20 protein-coding genes are annotated in these 20,986 nt (G+C 64.0%); 17 read left to right on the top strand and 3 right to left on the bottom strand.

The window, feature by feature from the left end; translation table 11 throughout:
• Positions 1–36: 36 nt before the first annotated feature.
• Positions 37–801, bottom strand: a complete 765-nt coding sequence (locus tag QF015_RS09550) for a DedA family protein (protein ID WP_310209267.1) — start codon at positions 799–801, stop codon at positions 37–39.
• A gap of 129 nt (positions 802–930) precedes the next feature.
• Here QF015_RS09550 and QF015_RS09545 point away from each other — a divergent pair, with 129 nt between their 5' ends.
• The 5 genes from QF015_RS09545 to QF015_RS09525 all read left to right on the top strand — a co-directional run bounded on the left by QF015_RS09545 (position 931) and on the right by QF015_RS09525 (position 4,725).
• Entirely contained in the window at positions 931–1,332 is a 402-nt protein-coding gene (locus QF015_RS09545) for a GntR family transcriptional regulator (RefSeq protein ID WP_429388634.1), read from the top strand.
• Complete coding sequence (locus tag QF015_RS09540; RefSeq protein WP_429388632.1) at positions 1,329–2,267, top strand: ABC transporter ATP-binding protein; 939 nt, start codon at positions 1,329–1,331, stop codon at positions 2,265–2,267. The genes QF015_RS09545 and QF015_RS09540 overlap by 4 nt, the downstream gene beginning before the upstream one ends.
• A complete protein-coding gene (locus QF015_RS09535) occupies positions 2,264–2,950 on the top strand; it encodes a hypothetical protein (protein WP_310208831.1) in 687 nt (228 codons plus the stop codon). The genes QF015_RS09540 and QF015_RS09535 overlap by 4 nt, the downstream gene beginning before the upstream one ends.
• A 96-nt stretch (positions 2,951–3,046) precedes the next feature.
• A complete protein-coding gene (locus QF015_RS09530; protein ID WP_310208829.1) occupies positions 3,047–4,057 on the top strand; it encodes an exonuclease domain-containing protein in 1,011 nt (336 codons plus the stop codon).
• A gap of 80 nt (positions 4,058–4,137) precedes the next feature.
• A complete protein-coding gene (locus QF015_RS09525; RefSeq protein ID WP_429388630.1) occupies positions 4,138–4,725 on the top strand; it encodes a DUF4395 domain-containing protein in 588 nt (195 codons plus the stop codon).
• Here QF015_RS09525 and QF015_RS09520 read toward each other — a convergent pair.
• Complete coding sequence (locus QF015_RS09520; protein WP_429388628.1) at positions 4,712–5,782, bottom strand: ADP-ribosylglycohydrolase family protein; 1,071 nt, start codon at positions 5,780–5,782, stop codon at positions 4,712–4,714. The two genes, QF015_RS09525 and QF015_RS09520, sit on opposite strands and share 14 nt — an antisense overlap.
• 83 nt (positions 5,783–5,865) lie before the next feature.
• Here QF015_RS09520 and QF015_RS09515 point away from each other — a divergent pair, with 83 nt between their 5' ends.
• The 6 genes from QF015_RS09515 (at position 5,866) to QF015_RS09490 (ending at position 13,352) form a co-directional block, all read left to right on the top strand.
• Positions 5,866–6,222: a YidH family protein gene (locus QF015_RS09515; RefSeq protein ID WP_310208822.1), complete on the top strand. Its 357-nt coding sequence runs from the start codon at positions 5,866–5,868 to the stop codon at positions 6,220–6,222.
• Positions 6,223–6,224: 2 nt separating this feature from the next.
• The gene (locus QF015_RS09510) at positions 6,225–6,569 is read left to right on the top strand and encodes a DUF202 domain-containing protein (RefSeq protein ID WP_310208820.1); all 345 of its coding nucleotides are present in this window, start codon (positions 6,225–6,227) and stop codon (positions 6,567–6,569) included.
• A gap of 108 nt (positions 6,570–6,677) precedes the next feature.
• The gene (locus tag QF015_RS09505; protein ID WP_429388625.1) at positions 6,678–7,625 is read left to right on the top strand and encodes an aquaporin; all 948 of its coding nucleotides are present in this window, start codon (positions 6,678–6,680) and stop codon (positions 7,623–7,625) included.
• Between the two features lie 71 nt (positions 7,626–7,696).
• The gene (locus QF015_RS09500; protein WP_429388623.1) at positions 7,697–8,872 is read left to right on the top strand and encodes an exonuclease SbcCD subunit D; all 1,176 of its coding nucleotides are present in this window, start codon (positions 7,697–7,699) and stop codon (positions 8,870–8,872) included.
• Positions 8,869–11,910, top strand: coding sequence for an AAA family ATPase (locus QF015_RS09495; protein ID WP_429388622.1), 3,042 nt, complete (start codon positions 8,869–8,871; stop codon positions 11,908–11,910). The genes QF015_RS09500 and QF015_RS09495 overlap by 4 nt, the downstream gene beginning before the upstream one ends.
• Positions 11,911–11,996: 86 nt before the next feature.
• Positions 11,997–13,352: an MFS transporter gene (locus QF015_RS09490; protein WP_429388620.1), complete on the top strand. Its 1,356-nt coding sequence runs from the start codon at positions 11,997–11,999 to the stop codon at positions 13,350–13,352.
• Here the strand turns inward: QF015_RS09490 and QF015_RS09485 are convergent.
• The gene (locus tag QF015_RS09485) at positions 13,349–14,020 is read right to left on the bottom strand and encodes a TetR/AcrR family transcriptional regulator (protein ID WP_310208812.1); all 672 of its coding nucleotides are present in this window, start codon (positions 14,018–14,020) and stop codon (positions 13,349–13,351) included. The genes QF015_RS09490 and QF015_RS09485 overlap by 4 nt on opposite strands.
• 171 nt (positions 14,021–14,191) lie before the next feature.
• Between QF015_RS09485 and QF015_RS09480 the strand changes: the two genes are divergently transcribed.
• Genes QF015_RS09480 through QF015_RS09455 form a run of 6 tightly spaced genes read left to right on the top strand, consistent with a single transcriptional unit; the run spans position 14,192 to position 20,965 of the window.
• The gene (locus QF015_RS09480) at positions 14,192–15,919 is read left to right on the top strand and encodes an amidohydrolase (RefSeq protein WP_429388618.1); all 1,728 of its coding nucleotides are present in this window, start codon (positions 14,192–14,194) and stop codon (positions 15,917–15,919) included.
• Between the two features lie 15 nt (positions 15,920–15,934).
• On the top strand, positions 15,935–16,927 hold the full coding sequence (locus QF015_RS09475; RefSeq protein WP_429388616.1) for an ABC transporter substrate-binding protein: 993 nt from the start codon (positions 15,935–15,937) through the stop codon (positions 16,925–16,927).
• Positions 16,928–16,954: 27 nt separating this feature from the next.
• Positions 16,955–17,728 carry an ABC transporter permease gene (locus QF015_RS09470; protein ID WP_429388614.1) on the top strand — a complete coding sequence of 258 codons (774 nt, stop codon included), beginning with the start codon at positions 16,955–16,957 and terminating at the stop codon, positions 17,726–17,728.
• Positions 17,728–18,507, top strand: coding sequence for an ABC transporter permease (locus QF015_RS09465; RefSeq protein ID WP_429388612.1), 780 nt, complete (start codon positions 17,728–17,730; stop codon positions 18,505–18,507). Before QF015_RS09470 ends, QF015_RS09465 begins: the two co-directional genes overlap by 1 nt.
• Complete coding sequence (locus tag QF015_RS09460; RefSeq protein ID WP_429388610.1) at positions 18,504–19,358, top strand: ABC transporter ATP-binding protein; 855 nt, start codon at positions 18,504–18,506, stop codon at positions 19,356–19,358. The genes QF015_RS09465 and QF015_RS09460 overlap by 4 nt, the downstream gene beginning before the upstream one ends.
• Entirely contained in the window at positions 19,355–20,965 is a 1,611-nt protein-coding gene (locus QF015_RS09455) for a sulfatase family protein (RefSeq protein ID WP_429388609.1), read from the top strand. Before QF015_RS09460 ends, QF015_RS09455 begins: the two co-directional genes overlap by 4 nt.
• The last annotated feature ends 21 nt before the right edge of the window (positions 20,966–20,986 follow it).

Genomic DNA, 20,986 nt, shown 5'->3' with positions numbered 1-20,986 from the left:
AGCTGGGTGCCTTTTGTTGTTTCGGAACCGTGATCCTTAGTGCTCGCCGTGCTTGCCGCCCTCGTGCTCCTCGATGAATTCCTCCACGGGGTCGGTGCCTTCTGCTGCTGCCTTGCGCTTGGCCATGAATCCGCGGGCCACTTCGATGAAAACGGGAATGACGGAAATCAGGACGATGACGATGAAGATGATGTCCAGGTTGTTGCTGACCCACGGGACACGATCGCCGAGGACGAAGCCCAACAGGGTCACGCCGCCGCCCCAGAGGACGGCGCCGATGACGTTGAACAGAAAGAACTTCCGCTTGTCCATTTGTGCGACGCCAACGATCACGGGCACGAAGGTGCGGATGATGGGAACGAACCGTGCCAGGATCAACGCTTTGCCGCCGTGCTTTTCAAAGAAGGCGTGGGCGCTCTCGATGTTCTCTTTCTTGAAGAGCCTGGAATCGGGGCGGTTGAAGATGGCGGGGCCGGCCTTGGAACCAATGAGGTAGCCGGTCTGGTTGCCGATGATGGCAGAGACGATGATCAGGCCTGCCAAAGCCCAGATGTTGAACTTGATGGTGTCTGTGGCAACGAGCAGGCCGGCCGTAAAGAGCATGGAGTCGCCAGGCAGGAAGAAGCCCACCAGCAGGCCGGTTTCGGCAAAGACGATGCCGCACACCAGCAGGACAACCCAAGGTGCCAGGGCGGGGTCGGCCAGGAAGACCTGGGGATTCAACCAGTCCGGCAGGAATGACGCCATGGACGGTTGCACCGGTCCCGCGCCCCCGATAGTGGATACGGCAAGGTCGCTTATCGCAGAAAAGATCACCCGACAAGCCTACTTGACCGCCGTCGTCGTGGTTTTCGACCAGGGCCTTGACTCATGGCTCATTGCTTATATGGTTAGTTACATGAGTAACGAACCAGTGAGGCGGTGGTGCCCATGATCGACGACAGCAAGCCGATCTTCCTGCAGATCGCCGAACTTATCGAGAACGGCATCGTGGACGGCACCATGGCAGAAGAATCTCAGGTGCCCTCAACCAACGAGTTCGCTGCCTTTCATCGCATCAACCCGGCAACCGCTGCCAAGGGCGTCAACCTGCTGGTGGATTCGAGGATTCTTTACAAACGCAGGGGGATAGGGATGTTCGTAGCAACAGGTGCCCGCGCCCAGTTGATTGCGCGGCGCACCGACGAGTTCGTGGAGCAGTACGTCAAGCCGTTGGCGCTGGAGGCCCGGAAACTGGGCATTTCGGCGGAGCAGCTGAACACCATGATTCACCACGCTTCCGGGCTGGCCCCGGAGCCGGGGACCGACAAGGAAAGGAGCGCGGCCCTGTGAGCGAGACCATCGTCGAGGCCCGTAACCTGAGCAAGCACTACAAAGACCTCAATGCGCTGGACAACGTCAGCCTGAGCCTCTCCGCGAACCGTATCTACGGACTGCTCGGACGCAACGGCGCCGGCAAGACCACGTTGATGTCCATCCTGACCGCGCAGGCTTTCGCCACTTCCGGGGAGGCACTGGTCTTCGGTGCCAGCGCCTACGAGAACGACGCCGTGTTGTCCCGCATCTGCTTCATCCGGGAATCACAGAAATACCCGGATGACTTCCAGCCGCAACACGCCTTCCGCTCCGCCGCACTGTTCTACAAGAACTGGGACCAGGAGTTCGCCCACCGTTTGGCCGATGACTTTCAGCTCCCCGTGAAGCGCCGGATCAAGAAACTCTCACGCGGCCAACTCTCCGCCGTCGGAGTCATCATCGGGCTTGCTTCGCGCGCCGAGCTGACGTTCTTCGATGAGCCGTACCTGGGGCTCGACGCCGTCGCGCGCCAACTGTTCTACGACCGCCTGGTCGAGGACTACGCAGAGCACCCGCGCACCATCATCCTGTCGTCACACCTGATCGACGAGGTCGCCAACCTCCTGGAGCACGTAGTGGTGATCGATCGCGGCCGGATCATCATGGACGCGGACGCCGAAGACATCCGCGGTTCGGCCGTCACCGTCTCCGGATCAGCGGAAAGGGTGGACAAATTCGTGGTCGGACGGAAGGTCTTGCACCGCGAAACGCTGGGCTCTCTGGCATCCGTAACGGTGGATGAGGCGCTCAGCAGCCGTGAACGTGCCGAAGCGCGCGAGTTGGGCATGGAGTTGTCGCCGGTATCCCTGCAGCAGCTGGTGGTCCGGAAGACCATGGCGGGTCCGGAAGTCTCCGGAGCCCTCGCACGTACCCAAGATTTCGCCGATGACACGTTGGAGGCAAGGAGATGAGCAGGACCCTGGCAGTGGCACGGATGCAACTGATCAATAAGTGGACCTACATCGGATGGCCGCTGACGATCCTGGCGGCAGCCTTCCTGATGTCGCTCGCCATCTTCGCGCTCATTCCCGTCACCGAGGGCAAGAACGGGGGCGGAAGCCAGGCGCCCCTGTGGTACTTCATGGTCCTGGGTATCCAAAGCATGACCCTGGTGTTCCCTTTCTCCCAAGGCTTAAGCATCAGCCGCCGGGCGTTCTACGTCGGCACCCTGGGCCTCTTCGCCCTCATCGCGCTGGGAATGACGGGGCTCTACCTGCTGGGCGGAGTCATTGAAAGGGCAACCACCGGCTGGGGCGTCTACGGCTACTTCTTCACTATCCCTTGGGTGACGGATGGACCGTGGTACTCCACGGCGGCCTTCTTCTTTGTCCTGATGATGTTCATGTTCATCATCGGATTCTGGTTCGCCACCATTTTCAAGCGCTGGGGAACCACAGGCACCCTGATCTCCACGCTGGGGACGGTCCTGGCCTTGATCGGCCTGGCCGCACTCACCACCTCACTCGGGTGGTGGGGACATGTCGGAACCTGGTTTGCCCAGCAAACACCGCTGAGCGTCAGCGGGTGGGCGGCGGTGCTGTGCGTACTGCTCGCCGCCGGCTCCTACGCAACGCTTCGCAAGGCCACCCCTTAGGCGCAGAGCTGTAGCGTTCACCACAATGGAGGCGGGAAGGGCCGCCCCGCCGCGGAAATCGGCAGGGGCGGCCTTTGCGGGCTGTAACCTTGTCCAGTGGCATTGGACTTTACGGCGATCGACTTTGAAACAGCCAACGGATTCCGCGGGTCGCCGTGTTCGGTAGGCCTCAGTAAAGTCCGCGGCGGAGTGGTAGTCGAAGAGGCTTCCTGGCTGATGCGCCCGCCGGAGAACCATGATCACTTCGAGTACCACAACACCCGCATCCACGGCATCCGGGCCGAAGACGTTGCCGGACGCCCGCGCTTCGGCGAGCTGTTCCCTGAAATCGGTGCCTTCATCGGTGACGACGTCCTCGCCGCGCACAATGCGGCCTTCGACCTTGGCGTCATCCGGTCCGGCCTGGAAGTTTCCGGTCTTGCCGGACCTGCCTATGACTATGTGTGCACCGTCATGCTCTCCCGTCGCTGCTATTCACTGGTGTCCAACTCCTTGCCCTATGCCGCGGAGGAAGCCGGAGTGCCCCTGGTCAACCACCACGATGCCGCGGAGGACGCCCGTGCCTGCGCCGGCATCCTGGTGGACATTGCCCGGCGCAACAACGCCAACAGCATCGCCGAACTGTACCTCTCCCTCGGCCTGAACCTTCCCCAGCAACCGGCCTTCGATCCCGCACTGGGCCTGTCCAAAGCGACGCTTTCCGCGCTCGCGGCCAGAACGGGGAGCGCTGCTGAAAGCGGGCTGGAACGGGCGGTTGGTGGTCCCAACGGATGGTCGGCCTGGCCCGAGGAAGGGCCAAACCCCTTGCCGAATCCCGCAGCAGAGCCCGGCCATCCGCTCTTCGGACAGACTGTGGTTTTCACGGGCGATCTGGCCATCACGCGGCCGGAAGCGAAATCGAGGGCGGCGGAGATGGGGGCCAGGCCGGAAAGCCGGGTCACGGCCAGGACCACCGTGCTCATAGTCGGCGATGGCTTTGTAGCCGGCGACCTGCAGGCCGGGCGACTTACCGGCAAAGCCAAGCGGGTCCTGGAGCTTCACGCCAAAGGCCAACAGATCGAGGTTGTCTCGGAAGGCGAGTTCCTGCAAATGGTGGGCGGGGCCTGAACGGGCGCCCAGGCGGCGTGAACGGTCATACTGCGCAACAATGCTTCCTGCCGGAAGAGCGCCGCTCCTAGCCTTGGGGTATGACCAAGCCAACCCTTCACCCGCCGGTTCCCCGGCAAAGCGATGGTCCCGTGCATCGCGGGGTCGACTGGAGGGCTGTTTTCGAGTTCCCCAACCCCGTCAACGAATACGCAGCCCGCATCACTGCTGGACTGGTGGTCGTGCTGGCCATCGCAACACTGTTGACCGGCTGGGGTTGGGGGCTGATCGCACTGGCGGCCGGCTTCTGGCTTCGAGTGCTGTTCGGTCCCCGGATCTCGCCGCTGGCCCTGCTGTCCGTCAAGGTACTGGCGCCGAGGATCGGGCACGCCAAGTTGGTCGCCGGGCCTCCCAAGCGGTTCGCCCAAGGCATCGGTGCCGCCTTGACGAGTGCCGCCGTCGTGCTGTTCTTTGCCGGCCACGAGCCGGCCGCCTGGATCCTGCTGGCTCTTCTGATCGTGGCAGCCTCCCTGGAAGCATTCGTCGGCTTTTGCCTGGGATGCGCCATCTTCGGGTTCCTGCAGCGCCGCGGACTCATCCCGGCCGATATCTGCGAGGCCTGCAACAACATCACCTTGCGCACCTCCCCGGATGTGCGCAAGGCGTTAAAAGACCCTAGCCAGTGGTGACGGCGAGCAGCCTGTCGGCCATGCCCCGGATGACCTCCGGTGCTTCCAAGGCCTCCAGCCAGTCGCCCGGCAGGCATTCTTCGCCGTAATAGGCTCCGAGGATGTTTCCGGCGATTGACCCTGTCGAGTCGCTGTCGCCGCTGTGGTTGATGGCCACGGCGATTGCGTTGCGGAAGTGCTCGGCCGGGGAGCTGCCACCGGTGGCCAGTACCGCATAGAGCCCGACGGCGAGTGCTTCCTCGGCGATCCACCCCTCACCGAGCGCTGCGGTCAGGTCTTCCGGGTTCAGCACGGTGGGCTGCAGGGACAGCTGCAAAGCCGCTTCCAGTCGTTCCCCGAGTTCGGGTGCCTTGGTGGGAACGTTGTTCACGTAGCCGAGGGCCTCGTTGGCAGCGCTCCGCACGTCGCTGCCTGCCACGATGTTATGGATCAGCAGGCTGAACGCCGCAGCACTGAGTCGCGCCGATGGATGCCCGTGTGTCAGGGATGCGGCGTCGGAGCTCAGCTTGTAGACGGCCTCCCGGGAGATATGGGGGATGAGCCCGAACGGCGCTGAGCGCATCACGGTGCCACACCCCTTTGACTCGGGATTAACGGGGCGCGCCACCGTGCCCATGTCGCCGGTAGCAAGGCCGCTGAGGCAGGCGTTTCCCGGCGCGCGGCGGTGCCGCAACACCTCCTGGGCATCGATCCACCGCGGTTGGGGCACAGGGGCCGATCCTGCCACGGCAACGTCCTGGGTGCTGAGCCAGCGCAGGTAGGCCAGCCACAGGCAGGCGATCTCGTCGGCCGCGACACCGTCGTTGGCCCATTCGAGGGCTTCCACCAGGCCGTCAACGGTGTACAGCGTCATCTGGGTATCGTCCGAGAAGTGGCTGTCGCCGTCGAGCTGACCAAAGGACGTCAGTCCAGCGGAACCGTAGCGCGCCTGAATTGCCGCGAGGGAATCGAACTCCACTGCGTAGCCCAGGGAATCACCCATGGCGCCGCCCAAAAGTGTGCCCTGGACACGGGATTCGAAGGACGGCGCAGCGGGGGAGGAAGGTTCAACACTCATGCCAGTAACTTACCGTGCCCGCGCATCCCCGCTGATATGGTGGGGAAGCTGCCCGGCACCGATGAAACCTTTGGAGGGACACCGTGCGAGAACCCTCGTGGCGACGCACAGGCAAGACGCCTGACTACAGGTTTTCGCTCGCCAACGAACGTACTTTCCTTGCATGGATCCGCACCTCCCTGGCTTTGCTGGCCGGCGCGGTCGCCGTAGACCAGCTGGCGCCGAACATCGCGCCGACTCCCGTCCGGCTGGTCCTGTGCGTACTGCTGGCGCTTGTTGGGGCAGGCCTGGCCGCCTTGTCCTATCGCCGGTGGGGACAAATGGAAGCGGCCATGCGCAACGACCAGGCGTTGCCCTTCTCCCGCGTCATGCTGTTCATGACGATCGTGGTGGCGGTTGCGGCGTTCGCGTTCGCGGTGCTGATCCTGGTGGCCCGGTAGGCATGGAAGTCCGCGATCCCGGCCTCCAGCCCGAACGAACCACCCTGGCATGGCGCAGGACCCTGATCTCCCTGGTGGTAGTGGACCTGTTTATTTGGCGGAGTTGGCTAACGTCCGAGCCGTCCACGGGAAACCTTGTCGCTGGCCTTCCCGGACTCGATTACCAAGGGATCTGTGCGCTCATGGCAGCTGCGGCCACCGTGGTCCTTGCTGCCGCAGTGTGGGTTCGATCACGCCAGCTCCATGGTGGCAACGGGGCGGCATCGGCCAGGCTGGTCCTGGTCAGCACGCTGGCCGTGATGGGCCTGGGCGGCACCGCGATCGCGGCCATTGCCTTGGGCGGATAAGCTCGGAGGCGGGATTCAGCAACTGCCCAGACTCGGCTGGCACAATGCTCAAGAGCCCCGGCTTCACGCCTGTCGCGCATCCATACCAACCGTAAGGACACATTCACCATGACCTCTCCTGTGCAGGCCACTTCCGACTACCAACCGGGACTTCCTGCCCGGCTGTCGGCTGAAGCTGTGGGCTCGATGTTCGTTGTAGTGGTTGCGGTGGGCGTGGGGATCTTTTCCAATCCCAGCGGGGCACCCTTGCCGGTGGCCCTCGCCGCCGGCCTCACAGTGACGGTGGCCATGCTGGCCTTCGGGCATGTCTCCGGGGGACACTTCAACCCGGTGATCACCTTGGGCAACCTGATTGCGGGCCGGATCCGCGCCGTTGCTGCCGTTGCGTACCTGGCAGCACAGCTCATTGGCAGCGTGGTGGGTGCTGCGCTGATCTATTTCGTGGTGACCACCGTGCCTGTCCTGACGGACGCCCGGGCTGCCTTCGATGTCGTGGCACCCGGTTACGGCGAGCATGCCGCCGCCCAAACGCAGATGGCAGGAGTCCTGCTGGTCGAAATTCTTGGTTCGGCCCTGCTGGTCGCAGTGTTCCTGGGGGCCACCGCCGGCCGCCGGGCCATTCCCGTCCTGGCTCCCTTTGCGGTGGGCCTGGCCACGGCCGTGCTCCTTCAACTCGGCCAGGTCCTGGGCAATCTTCCCTTCAACCCGGCCCGGGCAACGGCCCAGGCATTCTTCAGCTCGCCGTGGGCCATTGAGGGATTGTGGCTCTTCTGGGTGGCACCGTTGATGGGTGCGGCGCTTGCCGGGCTTGTCTTCCGTGGCTTCCAGGTCCTGGCGGGTGCCAAGGACGCAGCGCCGGACGACTTCCGGACCGGCACCGACGACGGCGTCCATGACGCGTTCGACGCTGACGACGACCTCACGGAGGACACAGCCGGAATCGCTGGAGACAAGGCCCCGCAGGCGCCCGTGAAGAAGAACGTGTCCTCTGGACCGGCTTCCCCTGCGGCTGCGAGCGATGACGCCCGGGACTTCTTCGACGGCAAGAAGGGCTAGCAGCCGGACAGGATCGACGCCGGGCGGCTTGCCTGCGCTTTATTGTCGGTGCCCCCGGTTAACTTGGAAATATGCGGTTACTTCATACTTCGGACTGGCATCTCGGCCGGTCATTCCACGGCGTTGGCATGCTCGATGCCCAACGCAACTTTGTGGACCAGTTGGTGCGGTTCGTTGAGGCCAACTCGGTGGATCTCGTCCTGATAGCGGGCGATGTCTATGACCGCGCTTTGCCCGGCCTGGATGTCGTCAAGCTGCTGGATGACGCCCTTGTCCGGATCACGCAGGCAGGGGCCGCCGTTGTCCTGACCAGCGGCAACCACGACTCCGCCATCAGGTTGGGCTTTGCTTCCCGCCTCTTGGAGCGCGGGGGAGTGCACTTGCGCACGAGGGTGGAAGAGCTGGACGTCCCTGCGTTATTCCCTGTGGGAACGGACAGCGCCATCCCGGGCCACGTGGCAATCTATGGCGTTCCTTATCTTGAGCCCAGGCTCGTGGCGGAGCGACTTGGCGTAGAGAATGCACACCATTTTGACGTTACGCACGAAGCTATGGAGCGCATCAGGGCCGATGTGGAGCGCCGCCGCGAATCCGGCCCTGTTTATCCGGTGGTTCTGGCGCATACCTTTGCCAGCGGCGGTATCACGTCCGAGAGTGAGAGGGACCTCAGCATCGGAGGACTGGGCGCCGTGCCACTGGACCTGTTCGACGGATTCACCTATACGGCGTTGGGCCACCTTCACGGGCGGCAGCAATTGTCCGAAAATGTCCGGTACTCCGGCTCGCCGCTGGCCTATTCCTTCTCCGAAGCCAAGCACCACAAGGGTGCCTGGCTGGTGGACATCGATGAATCCGGAGGGGTCGACGTCCGGGACGTCGGGTGGGATGCACCCAAGGCCCTTGCCGTACTCCGTGGCACGCTGGACGGCCTTTTGGAATCGGAGGAGTATGCCTGGGCGGAGCCTGCATTCTGCCAGATCACCCTGACCGATCCACAACGGCCGGCACAGGCCATGGAACGGCTCCGGGTGCGCTTTCCGGACACCTTGGTCCTGGCCTTCGATCCCGAAGGTGCCGAACCCCGGACCACCACCAGCTACAGTAAGCGGCTCGCGGAGGCCAGGGACGACCTCGGCGTCTGCTGCGGCTTTCTGGAGCATGTCCGGGACCGTGGTGCCACTGCAGCCGAAGAAGCTGCGCTTCGCGAAGCACTTGAGGCCATTCGCTTGGAAGAGGCGGAACTGTGAGGATCCATCGCCTGGAGGTTGAAGCTTTCGGGCCCTTCGCCACGGCCCAACATATCGACTTCGACCATTTGGGGGCGCAGGGACTCTTTCTTCTCAACGGTGCCACCGGGGCAGGTAAGACGAGCATTCTGGATGCCATCTGCTTCGCCTTGTATGGAGCAGTACCGGGGGCACGCCAGGAAGGAAAGCGGCTGCGCAGCGATCACGCTGCACCTTCGGCCGAACCACGGGTGGTCTGTGAGTTCACAGCGCGCGGCCGGCGCTTCGAAGTGACACGGTCACCTGCATGGGAGCGCCCCAGTGCCCGGGGCCGGAAGGGATTCACCACCCAGCAGGCAAAGACCCTCCTTCGGGAACGCGTGGCCGGACAGTGGGAGGAGAAATCCTCCAGGAGCGACGAAGCAGGCGCCGAACTTTCCGATGTCCTGGGAATGGACAGGGAACAGTTCACCCGTGTCGTGATGCTTCCCCAAGGTGACTTTGCGGCTTTCCTTCGGTCCAAAGCCAACGACCGCATGGAACTCCTGCAGAAACTCTTCGGCACGCAACGCTTTGAGGCCGTCGAACGCCAGATCGCACGTCAGTCGGCTGAAGCCACCCGTGCGGTGCAGGAGAACGCCTCCGATCTCAAGATCCTTCTTGACCGTGTCGCAGCAGAGCGGGAGCAGCTGGGACTGGCCGATACGCCGGCCGGGGATGCGGCGACCGGAGATGGAGATGCGACCGCGGGACTGGCTGCCGGGCAGGAGCCTGAGGCTTGGCTGGTCCAGGTAGAGGCAGAGGTGAACGCTGCATGGGCCCGCGTGGAGAACGAGGCGGGCCTCGCTGAGTCTCTTTCCTCCCGCCTCGCTGAGCAGTTCCAGCAAGCCCAGGAAAAGTCGCTGCGGCATGGTCGGCTTGGGGCCGCGATGCAGCGGCGGGTCCTCCTCGAGCTGGCCGCGCCGCGTGCACTCGAGAACAAGGACATGCTCGGAAGGCACCGCCGGGCTTCTGTCCTCCGGGGCCAGCTTGACGCTGCCGACGCCGCGGCACGCACGTTGCAGTCCGCCGTCGCCCGCGTCGAGGCCATCCGGAAAAAACTGGATGCGGCAGGCCTCGACGCAACAGACCCCGCCGCGTCCCTGGAAAGCTTGAAGGCGACGTGTGCGGTTCTTGAGGCCCGGCTTCCTGACGAGCAACGCCTGGAGGACCTGGCTGTCCGCCTTGCCGCCAAGCGTGGCGAACAAGCGGCCCGTGAAGCAGCTGCGGTTGAAGCTGAAGCCGTTCTGGCTGGGCTCCGCGAAGAGGCGGCAACCGTGAGCAGCCTGATCGAACCTTTGGAGTCGGTGGCTGATGGCCTCGCGGAGCTGGAGCGGGAAACGGCTGCTGCCGCTGAGCTGGTGGGCATCGTGTCCCGGCATGCCACGGCAGCCAAAGAGCTCGAAGGGATTTCCGCGAAGCACCTGCGTGCCAGGGCCCTCTCACAGGACCACCGGCAGGAGTGGCTTGACCTCCGGGAGCGCCGGCTGGCCAACGCTGCGGGGGAGTTGGCTGCGGCCTTGGAGAGCGGCAAGCCGTGTGCTGTGTGCGGGAGCGAGGACCATCCGCATCCCGCCGCAGCGATACAGTCAGCCCTCTCACTTGCCCAGGAAGAGGAAGAAGCCAGGAAGCGGTTCGAAGCCAGCGAGAAAGCCCTGGGGCTCCTTGCTGAGGAAGTTTCGGCTGCTGCACAGGTCCTCGCCGGCTTGGCTGCCCAAGGCGGGTCACTTGACGCTGACGCCGCGGACTCACGGCTGGTCTCTGCCCAAAAGGCCGCCACGGCTGCGAGAGAGGCGGCCCGGGAACTGGCCCGGCTTCGGGGCAAACAGGAGGCCATCGCCGCCAAGACGCTCCTGGTCCAGGAGGAACACGCGGCTCACGCCGGCGCAGCCACCCAGGCTTCGTCTGCCGTACTGCTGGTGCAGGAGCAATACGCCGCCCTGGAGGCAGACCTGGCGGGCTTGCGGGAAGAATTCCCGAGCCTTCATGAACGTTTGGATGCCTTGGTTGGCGATCGCGGGCTCCTCCAGTCGGCAACTGATGCCGACCGGGAACTCGAACGCGCCGGGCAAGCCCAAGCGGAGGCTGCCGCCACCCTCCGCGAAGCCTTGCCCGACTCAGGGTTCGCCTCGGCCGAAGAGGCACGTCGTGAACTTCTCCCTCCTGCCGATGTGGTGGGGCTGGAGAAAGACGTCGCTGATTTTGAAACGGAAACAGCCCGCCTGGAAGAGTTGTTTGCCAGTGAGGACCTCGTCCTGGCCGCCAAGGAAGTTCATATCGGCGAGCTTCCGTTGCCTGAGGATGAACTCGCCGAGGCGAAGCTCCAGGCGGCCAACGCCGCAGAGAGTGCACGGGCGGCCGCTTTGGCGTCGGCGTTGGCGGGAAGGTCGGCTGAGGCCGTAGCAAGGCTCCGCGGGGAGTACGAGGCATTGGCTCAATCCGGCAGGGAACCACGCAACAAGGCCCGCATCCTGACCGAGCTGGCTGACACGGTTCGTGGTGCCGGTGACAACAACTACCGGATGAGCCTTAACGCCTACGTGCTGGCGGCGCGCTTGGAGCAGGTGGCCCTGGCAGCGTCGGAACGGCTCGTCGCCATGAGCGACGGCCGCTATACGCTGCAGCATACTGATGCCCGGGCTGCCAGGAACCAGAAGTCCGGCCTGGGCCTGGAAGTCGTGGACGAGTGGACCGGCCAGCGGCGCGATACGTCCACCCTGTCCGGCGGTGAATCCTTCATGGCTTCCCTGGCTTTGGCGCTGGGCCTGGCTGATGTGGTGCAGCAGGAGGCGGGCGGCGTCGACATCGAGACGTTGTTTGTAGATGAGGGCTTCGGCAGCCTGGATGAGCAGGCGCTGGAGCAAGTGATGGACGCCTTGGAAGGACTGCGCGACGGCGGCAGGGTAGTGGGGTTGGTCAGCCACGTCGCGGAGATGAAGCAACGCATCCCGCATCAGCTCCAAGTCATCAAGGGCAGGAACGGGTCCAGCGTGCGCATAGCCGAAGCTGTGCCGGTCTGACAGGTATCCGATAGACTTAATCCGTTACACCGGGTCGCGCGCATCGGGAGGAGGGACGATGCGCACTCTTTAGCGAACCCGGATTAATGGAAAAATCTTCAGTGGCTTCCCAGCCCTTGTCATCGGCCCCGACACGAACCTCTCGTCTGCCTGGCCGTTTCGCACGCCTTCCGGAGCTGGCCGGCCCCGGTTTCCTGCCGCTTGGCCTCTTCGCACGGCTTCCCCTCGCCATGTTGACCGTGGGCACCCTGACCCTCGTGACGGCAGTCAGCCATTCGTACGCGATTGGCGGCATGGCTGCCGGAGCGGTCGGCATTGGCTCGGCTTTGGGCGCGCCCATTCTGGGTTCCCTGGCTGATAGGGCGGGACAACGCATCGTCCTGCTGGTGGCGGCCGTCATCAATACGCTGGCTGTTGCCGGGGTGTTGGCCGCCGCCTACCTCACTCCCGCCTACGGTTCCGTGGGCGATGCCGCAGGAGTCCTCATCGCGGCCTTTCTCGCCGGTGCCAGCTGCCCCCAGGTCGGGCCCATGGCCAGGGTCCGCTGGATGGCCCTGACCACCCGCAACCTTGCCCCATCTCCAGCTGGTGGGAGCAGGAGTGTTGCAGCCAACCGGGCTGACTTGGATACCGCCCTTTCCTATGAGGGAACCGCCGACGAGGTCACCTTTGTCCTCGGCCCGGCCCTGGTGGGGGTGTTGGCCAGCGTGGTGGCGCCGTGGCTGCCGCTTGCGTTGGCCGCCGTCATGACCATTACCCTGGTTCCTGCTTTCGCCGTCCACCCCAGCTATCATGCCGTGGTGCCGGCGCCGCGGAAGGCGACTGCCGGCGTCGTGGTTTCGGGAGAACAGGCCACGCAGGCAGGGTCGAAGCGCCGCAATCGCCGGGCAGCCGCTGTGGTGGCTGTGCCGGTTGTCGCCATGGTCTGCATGGGCACGTTCTTCGGTGCGACGCAGAACGCGCTGAGTGCCTTCTCCGCCCAGTACGCTACGGCGGAGATCGCCGGACTCCTCTATGCGGTGATGGGCCTGAGCTCAGCTGTCGCGGCGCTGTCCGTGGCGTTCTGGCCGCAACGGTTCAGTTTGGCTTCGCGCTGGGTTGTGGCCGCGCTGGCCATGTCCGTTTTGTCCCTGTTGCTGCTTCTTCCAACCGGCATGTGGGCCATGGTCGTTGTCTTGCTGATCCTGGGCATCCCGGTGGGGCCGGTCATGGTCACTGTCTTCAGCATCGGCGGCGTTGTTGCGCCGGTCGGACGCATGGCGACGGTCATGACGGCCCTGGCCAGCGGCATCGTCGCCGGAACAGCGTTGGGTTCCTATCTGGCCGGGCAATTGGCGGAAACGCAGGGCGCCGGCGCAGCCTTTGTGGTGTCCATGGCCGCGGCGGCAGGTCTCTTGCTGCTGGGCATTGTCACCTCGCTGGTGATGAAGCGACAGCCTTAGGCGTAGTCGAGCGCTCCGGCGAGGGACAAGGACATGAGTTCCACCAACCGCGTGGACCGTTCTTCGTCGGGGTCGGCCAAGTGCTGCATGCTGATGCCATCGATCCCCGAAATGAACAGGCGGGTGATGTCCTCCAGGTTGGTGGGGACCGGTTCGCTTGCGGCTTCGGCAGCTCCGCGGAACAAATCCAGTGTTGAGCTGACCCAACCGTCGTACATGGAGCGGTTCATGAGCAGGACCTGGGGCTGGTCTTCCGCTTCCACACGGAAGCGTCGGAGCAGCAGTTCGAAGGTGGTGACTTGCTCGTGCGGGTTCTCACGCATGCGGCTCCAGATACGCCGGGCATGGGCGCCGATCATGTGGCGCAGGCCCATCCCCGGGTCCGCCACCGGTTCAAGTGCCTTCGCGTAATCGCGGCTGAGGAAGTTGTACACCTCTTCGAGGAGTTCATCCTTGCTGCGGAAGCAGTAGTGCAAAGCCGCCAGGGGGGCGTCGGCTTCACTGGCGATCCGTCGAGTCGTTGCAGAGGCGAGTCCTTCCTGTGCGATCACCCTGGCTGCCGCTTCGACGAATTGCAGCCGTCTTTCTTCGGCGGGAACCCTGGCCATCCGCTCACCTTCCTCGTACTCGTTCCACTGTGATCCGGTCCTCCGATCCAGCGGTCTCATCGATCCTAGGCGCTCTCCGCCATGACGGCCTTGTGGCCGTGCCGTGGGGTGGAAAAGTCCCGATGGAGAAATTTTACGTCAAAACCTAGTCAAGTGACCCAGTCAAGCGACATACTTCTTTCAAGAACGTTGTCTGCATCACATCTGGATGCGGTGACTTGAGGAGAACCGATGCAAGATTTCGCTGATCTGGTGATCGTGAATGCCTCGGTCCACACCATGGACCCGGCACAACCGCACCGTATGACTGACGCGGTCGCCATCAAGGACGGTCGCATTTCCGGGCTGGGCCACGAAGACGTGAGCCTGTCGATTGGCCCGGATACGCAGGTCGTCGACGCCGCGGGCGGGGCCGTCATTCCCGGCATCAATGACGCCCACCTGCACTTCGTGTCGGCAGCGATGGCTGCCTTCGGGTACGTGCGGCTGGACCCGGACGTGGCACCCGACTGGGCGACCGTCGTCGAGGTCGTGGCGGCAGCGCCGGTTGGGGAGGACGGCTGGGTCCGGGCCCATGGCTGGGACGAAGCGCTGCTGGGACCGGCGGGAGGGTACTTGCTGGATTGCCGGCCCCACACCCCCGTGGTGGCGTTCGACAGCACCGGCCATCAACTCCTGGCAAACGCCGAAGCCCTGCGTCGGGCGGGCATTACAGCCACGACACCGGACACCGAGGGTGGCGTCATCGTCAGGGCAGCAGATGGCAGCCCCATCGGGTTGCTGCAGGACGGGGCCATGGAACTCGTTTCGCGGGCCATGCCCCCGGTTCCATCGGCGACGCTCCGCCCAGCCCTGCTGCACTTCCAGGAGCACCTGCATGCGCTGGGCATCACGTCGCTCACGGAGCCGGGACTCGGACCAGCAAGTGCGGGACTTATGGACGGCGCCGGTTCGACGGCGGCACTGGAGTTGCTGGGCGACCTCGCCGCAGCGGGGGAGTTGACCCTGCGGATCAACGTCCTGATGCTCTTCGCGGGAACCGGGGGAGCCAATGCCAAAGCCATCGACGACGGACTGCGCAGCGGACTGGCAGCAACCTACGCGAACCGCGGCATTGAGCCTGGGCAGTTGAGGATCGCCGGCGTCAAGGTTTTCGCGGACGGCATTCCACGCAGCGGCACCGCTTGGATGAGCGAGCCCTATGGCGCTGTCTGTACGCATGGCCGCCTGGTGATTCAGGGCGCAAGTGACGGAGAAAGGGTGGCTGAACTGAACAGGATCCTGGAACTCATCGACGACGCCGGACTGCAGGCAGGTGTCCATGCCACGGGAGATGCTGCCACTGCCGCAGCCGTAGAGGCAATCAGTGCAGCGAGCAAGGATCCCGGCGGGCATTCGACAAGGGGAAATCGCCACTACGTCATCCATGGGGCGTTCAGTGATCCCGGCATGTTGCGCACCATGGCATCGCAGGGCATCGGGTACAGCACCAACCCCCTGATCCGCCACGAGGCCGGTGACATCATGCGCCAAGTACTCGGTGAGGATCGTTTCTCCCAACACCAGCCGCTGCAGTCAGCCTTGGAGGCCGGAGTCCACCTCAACATTGCATCGGACGCCCCCGTGACCAGTCCGGACTGGCGGCGTACGGTGGTGGCCGCAGTCCGTCGTGCCACCCGGTCCACACCGGGCAACCCCCGGGATCCCGAGCGGATCAGCGGCCTGCAAGCGCTCACAGCCATGACTCTTGATGCCGCTTGGCAAGATCACGCAGAGCACGACAAAGGTTCACTGATACCCGGCATGACAGCAGATCTGTGCTTGCTTTCCAACCCGTGGCCGGCCGATGAGGAGATCGAGAAGCTCCTCGATACAGACGTCCGGCTCACCCTGAGTGGTGGCCGTGCAGTCCACCGCTCCACCAGCTGGAACCATTCCCTTCCGTTCAACCATTCCTGATTCGAGGAGCACCACATGCGACGCACTATTCCTTTGGCCGTGGCCGCAGTCCTATCCATGGCCTTGGCAGCCTGCGGGGGCGGGTCGGGACCGGCAGCCGCCCCCGCTGCGGACGGGACCACCACACTCAAGGTGGGCACCATCGGCATCGGATCCGACGCCGGTATCCGCCTGGCCGCCGATAAGGGCTACTTCAAGGAGCAGGGTCTCAACGTCGAGATTTCTGTCATAGCCAACCCGCCGGCCGGCATTGCAGCGGCCCAGAGCGGACAGATTGACCTCACGTACACGCCTTCCATTCCCCTCCTGAATGCGCTGAGCCAGAACGTGCCGCTGAAGATCATCGCCGCGGCCGACGGCTACAAGGACGGTGCCAGTGAAGGTGCCGACCTTAACCGTGTGGATGACACGGGACTCCTCGTTCAGCAGTCGTCCGCCATCAACCGGCCGAAAGACCTGGAAGGAAAGAACGTCAGTGTCCCGGCCCGCAAAGCACAACTGGAGGTCACGGTCAGCAAACTCGTCAAGGACGACGGCGGCGATCCTGCCAAGGTGAACTGGATGGTCCTCGATCCGTCGTCGGCGCTGCAATCCCTCAATTCGGGGCGTGTCGATGCAGCGTCGCTCGTGGCCCCGTTTACGTCCAAGGCCGCGTCGGAGGGCAACAGGCTTCTGGCTTCGCCCGGCGTCGAGTTCTTCGAGCAGGGCGCCATCGGCCTCTGGGTATCAGGGGCAAACACCGTGAAGTCCAAGGAGAAGGCGCTGCAGGGTTTCAAGGCTGCCATCTACAAGGCGAACGCCTATGCCAACGGCCACATCGATGAAGCGCAGCAGCTCAGTGCCGAGATCACCAAGACTCCGCTGGACGTCGTCAAAACCGGCGCGGTGAATTACTGGCCGGAAGAGGTTCGCCTGGAAGACATCGAGCGCGCCAACAACAATCTTGCCGGGCTTGGCTTCCTGAGCGCACCTGTGAAGCTGCCGGCCGACGTCATTTTCGGCAAGTAGGCAGGAAAACGACGTGGGAGATTCATCATGAAAGCATCCATCCGCCCCTCTGCGTATAGTGCCTTGGGCATCGCGGGTGCCCTGGTGATCTGGCAGGTTCTCGCGGAAGCCAAGGTTGCAGGAAACGCCCTGCCATCAGCTACCACGGTGTTCACCACTCTCGCTGCCATCCTGGGAACCAGCACCTTCTGGTCCTCCTTGGGCGCAACCCTCGGTATCGCCTTGCTCGCATTGGCGCTGGCGGCCGTGGCCGGAGTCGCTGTCGGATTGGTCGTGGGCAGCTTCGAATCCGTGCGGTACGCAACCTTGGCCCTATTGGAGTTCCTCAAGCCCGTCCCGCCGATTGTCATCCTCCCGCTGGCGGTGCTGATCCTGGGGCCCACCGCCGAGATGTCGCTGTTCCTGGTGGTGTTCGGCTGCTTCCTGCCCATTGTCATGCAGACCGTTGACGGTGTTCACGGCACCGACCCCGTGGCCAGGGACACGGCCCGCTCCTACGGCATGGGAGAAGGCGAAATCCTGGCCCGGGTCGTGTTGCCCAGCGCCATGCCCTACATCGGAACTGCAATGCGCGTGGCCGCGCCGGCCGCCTTGGTAGTCACTGTAGTGGCGGGACTCCTCGGTGGCGGTCCAGGCCTTGGCCAAAGCATCTATCAAGCCCAAGCGGCAGGCGACTACGCCAGCCTCTACGGATTGGTGATGGTGCTGGGTGTCATGGGTCTGTTGTTCCAAGGTGCCACGCGACTGGCCGAGCGCCGGGTGCTGCACTGGCATGAGTCCTACCGGAAAGTGGTGCCCTGATGAGAAATGTCCGATTGCGCAACTGGGTGCTTGGAGCAGGGACACCCGTACTGCTGTTGATGGCGTGGTGGTTCTTGTCCGCGGACTCCATCGACCCCTTCTTTCCACCGCTGGAAAGCATCCTTGTCCGCTTCCAGGAACTGTGGCTCTTTGACCACTTCCAGTCCGACGTCCTCCTCAGCCTTGGAAATCTGTTCTTCGGTTTCGGGATCGCGGCGGTGGTGGGGATCGCACTGGGGTTCGCTACCGCCCTGGTTCCTCCGGTGCGTTGGATGATTGATCCCCTAATCCATTTCCTCCGGGGAATTCCGCCGGTGGCGCTGGTGCCGATCTTCATCTCCCTGATCGGCTTCGGTACCCAAATGCGCGTGACGAGCATCGCATTGGCCGCTTTGTTTCCCACCATGATCGCCACGGTGGACGGCATCCGCAGCGTCAGCAACGATCTCCTGGATGTCGCCAGGGTCTACCGCCTGACCCGGAAAGAGCGGGTGCTGAACGTTCTCCTTCCGGCGGCAGGACCGCACATCTTCTCCGGGCTTCAAGTGAGCCTCCAGGTGGCCTTCATCGTGATGATTGCCAGCGAGATGCTGGGCAGTTCGCAGGGTATTGGAGCCATGACCTTGCTGGCCCAGCAAAGCTTCATGACCGCTGACATGTGGGCAGGGATCCTGCTCCTGGGCGTCCTTGGATTCCTGGTCAACCTCCTGTTCAGCCTGCTAAAGCGCAAGGTCTTGTCCTGGTACATCGGATCCCGTCGTTTGGCGCGGGCAGCATGAGCGCCCGTCCGGCCCCTCTTCTTCCCGTCCGAAACAGAAAGTCCACCATGGCACAGCAACCAGAAACACAAGTCAGTGCAACCACGCCACGGCTTGATGTGGCGCATCTCGCCAAGACCTACGGCAGCGGAGGAAAAGCCCGTACGGTCATCGAAGACCTGACCTTCACCGTGGATGCCGGCGAAATTGTCTGCATAGTGGGTCCCTCCGGCGTGGGAAAGACGACGCTCCTGAAGTGCCTGGCCGGGCTCCAGCCTGCTACCAGCGGACGGGCGGCCATTGACGGGCGGACCATCAGTGGCCCGCCTCCGGAAATGGCCCTGGTCTTCCAGGACTACAACCGTTCCCTGATGCCATGGCTCACCGTCCGGAAAAACCTGGTCCTGCCGCTGCGGCACCTCAAGCTGCCGGCAGCAGAACTCAAGGAGCGCTGCGACAGTGCACTGGCCGCCGTCGGCCTTTCCCATGCCGACAACCAGTATCCATGGCAGTTGTCCGGCGGCATGCAGCAACGTGTGGCGATTGCACGGGCGCTGGCTTACAGGCCCGAAATCCTCATCATGGACGAGCCCTTCGCCTCGGTGGACGCGCAGACCCGCTTTGACCTGGAAGACCTGTGCCTGACGATCCGAAGGGACTTCGCCATGACCATCCTGGTGGTGACCCATGACATCGACGAGGCTGTCTACCTTGCAGACCGCGTCGTGGTGCTGGGGTCCCGGCCCGCACGGGTGCTCAAGGTGGTGGACGTGGACCTGCCCACGCCACGCGACCAGATCACCACGCGTGCGCTGCCCGGGTTCGCCCGGCAGCGCACCGACGTACTGTCCCTCATCAAGAGGCCCGCATGATGCGGCAGCGCGGCAGGGACGAGCATCGCCGGCCCAACGTCCTGTTCATCATCGCTGACCAGTTACGGGCCGACCACGTGGGCTTCGGCGGAAATGCCACTGTCCGGACGCCGAACCTGGACGCGCTCGCAGCCAAGAGCATCGTGTTCGAGAATGCGACGGTGGCCAACCCCACCTGCATGCCCAACCGGGCCAGCTTGCTGACCGGCAGGTGGCCATCAGCGCACGGGACGCGCTGCAACGGCATCACCTTGGACCCGCTCACACAGACAGTTCCAGGGTCCTTGGCAGCCGGGGGATACAGGACCGTGGGCGTAGGAAAACTGCACCATCAAAACATGGGGTGGGAGTTTGAGCCCCACCAGGCCGAGGAGATCCGGGCCACCGACCCCATGCTGTTGGACGCGGGAGCAGCCGACGCCCGCCGTCATGGGTTCTCCCCGGGATGGGATAAGTGGGAGAACCGCGATGCGCACGATGACCGGTTCATTGCGCTGCCCTCCGACTACTACGGATATCAGCACGTGGACCTGGTCATAGGCCACGGGGACAGGCCTGGTGGACACTACGTCCACTGGGCCCGGGAGCGGGGAGTCGACCCGGAATCGCTGGGAGGTCCAGGAAACTCGTCCAGCATGTACGGCGGCTGGGACCAGGTGTACCAGACGGCCATTCCGGCTGAGGTGCACCCCACCAGCTACGTGAGCGAGAAAGCCATCGAACACCTGAAGGATGCCGCGGGCCAGGACCAGCCCTTCTTCATGTTCGTGTCGTTCCCCGATCCCCACCATCCGTTCTCTCCACCGGCCGGCTACTCGGACCTTTACGATCCCGCGGCGCTGCCTCTGCCGCTCGGCTTCGAGCAGGACCATTCATCATCCCCGGCGCACGTGAAGGACATGATTGACCACCGGGGTGAGCCGAATGCCGACCCGACCATGACGTGGGCGGCCACGGAGGACCAATACAGGCATGCCGCTGCCGCGCAGTATGGCCTTATTACCATGATGGATGAGCACATCGGCCGGATTTTGGACGAGCTGGACCGCCAAGGGTTGGCCGAGGACACGATTGTGGTGTTCACCAGCGACCATGGAGACCTCTTCGGGGACCACGGCCTCATGCTCAAGCATTTTGTGCACTACCGCGCCGTGACCAATGTTCCATTGCTGGTCCACCTTCCCGGAGGTTCGCCACGGCGGACCGCAGCCCTGGTTTCCAGCACCGATGTGGCGCCGACGCTTCTTGAGCTCACCGGTTCCAGAGGCTTTCGGGGGATTCAGGGCCGCTCGCTGGTGCCGCTTCTGCAAGGCGATGCCGGCATGCACCGGGACGCGCTCCTGGTGGAGGAAGAACAACCGTTTGGCTTGGAAGGCCTGCCCGGGCCGGTCCGCATACGAACGGTCATTACTGCAGAGGGCCGGCTGACCCGCTACTTCGGCACGGAGATAGCCGAACTGTATGATCACCGCACCGACCCCGGTGAACTGCTCAACCGTGCGGGCGACCCGGCGTACGCAGGGTTGGAGGACCGGTTGCTGCGGACCATGCTCGATGAGATAGCTGCGCTGACCGACCAAGGGACGGCACCGACAGCGGCTGCGTAGCCACACGCCGCATGGCAACAG

Origin of the sequence: Paenarthrobacter sp. TE4293 (assembly GCF_050435325.1) — a bacterium.
Lineage (GTDB): Bacteria > Actinomycetota > Actinomycetes > Actinomycetales > Micrococcaceae > Arthrobacter > Arthrobacter nitroguajacolicus_C.
This window is presented reverse-complemented; position numbering and strand designations above follow the sequence as displayed.

Coding starts and splice junctions, on each gene's coding strand:
- QF015_RS09545 (WP_429388634.1), top strand. CDS start 931: ATGATCGACGACAGCAAGCCGATCTTCCTGCAGATCGCCGAACTTATC.
- QF015_RS09480 (WP_429388618.1), top strand. CDS start 14,192: ATGCAAGATTTCGCTGATCTGGTGATCGTGAATGCCTCGGTCCACACC.
- QF015_RS09465 (WP_429388612.1), top strand. CDS start 17,728: ATGAGAAATGTCCGATTGCGCAACTGGGTGCTTGGAGCAGGGACACCC.
- QF015_RS09485 (WP_310208812.1), bottom strand. CDS start 14,020: ATGAGACCGCTGGATCGGAGGACCGGATCACAGTGGAACGAGTACGAG.
- QF015_RS09535 (WP_310208831.1), top strand. CDS start 2,264: ATGAGCAGGACCCTGGCAGTGGCACGGATGCAACTGATCAATAAGTGG.
- QF015_RS09525 (WP_429388630.1), top strand. CDS start 4,138: ATGACCAAGCCAACCCTTCACCCGCCGGTTCCCCGGCAAAGCGATGGT.
- QF015_RS09475 (WP_429388616.1), top strand. CDS start 15,935: ATGCGACGCACTATTCCTTTGGCCGTGGCCGCAGTCCTATCCATGGCC.
- QF015_RS09490 (WP_429388620.1), top strand. CDS start 11,997: ATGGAAAAATCTTCAGTGGCTTCCCAGCCCTTGTCATCGGCCCCGACA.
- QF015_RS09470 (WP_429388614.1), top strand. CDS start 16,955: ATGAAAGCATCCATCCGCCCCTCTGCGTATAGTGCCTTGGGCATCGCG.
- QF015_RS09510 (WP_310208820.1), top strand. CDS start 6,225: ATGGAAGTCCGCGATCCCGGCCTCCAGCCCGAACGAACCACCCTGGCA.
- QF015_RS09500 (WP_429388623.1), top strand. CDS start 7,697: ATGCGGTTACTTCATACTTCGGACTGGCATCTCGGCCGGTCATTCCAC.
- QF015_RS09520 (WP_429388628.1), bottom strand. CDS start 5,782: ATGAGTGTTGAACCTTCCTCCCCCGCTGCGCCGTCCTTCGAATCCCGT.
- QF015_RS09505 (WP_429388625.1), top strand. CDS start 6,678: ATGACCTCTCCTGTGCAGGCCACTTCCGACTACCAACCGGGACTTCCT.
- QF015_RS09460 (WP_429388610.1), top strand. CDS start 18,504: ATGAGCGCCCGTCCGGCCCCTCTTCTTCCCGTCCGAAACAGAAAGTCC.
- QF015_RS09455 (WP_429388609.1), top strand. CDS start 19,355: ATGATGCGGCAGCGCGGCAGGGACGAGCATCGCCGGCCCAACGTCCTG.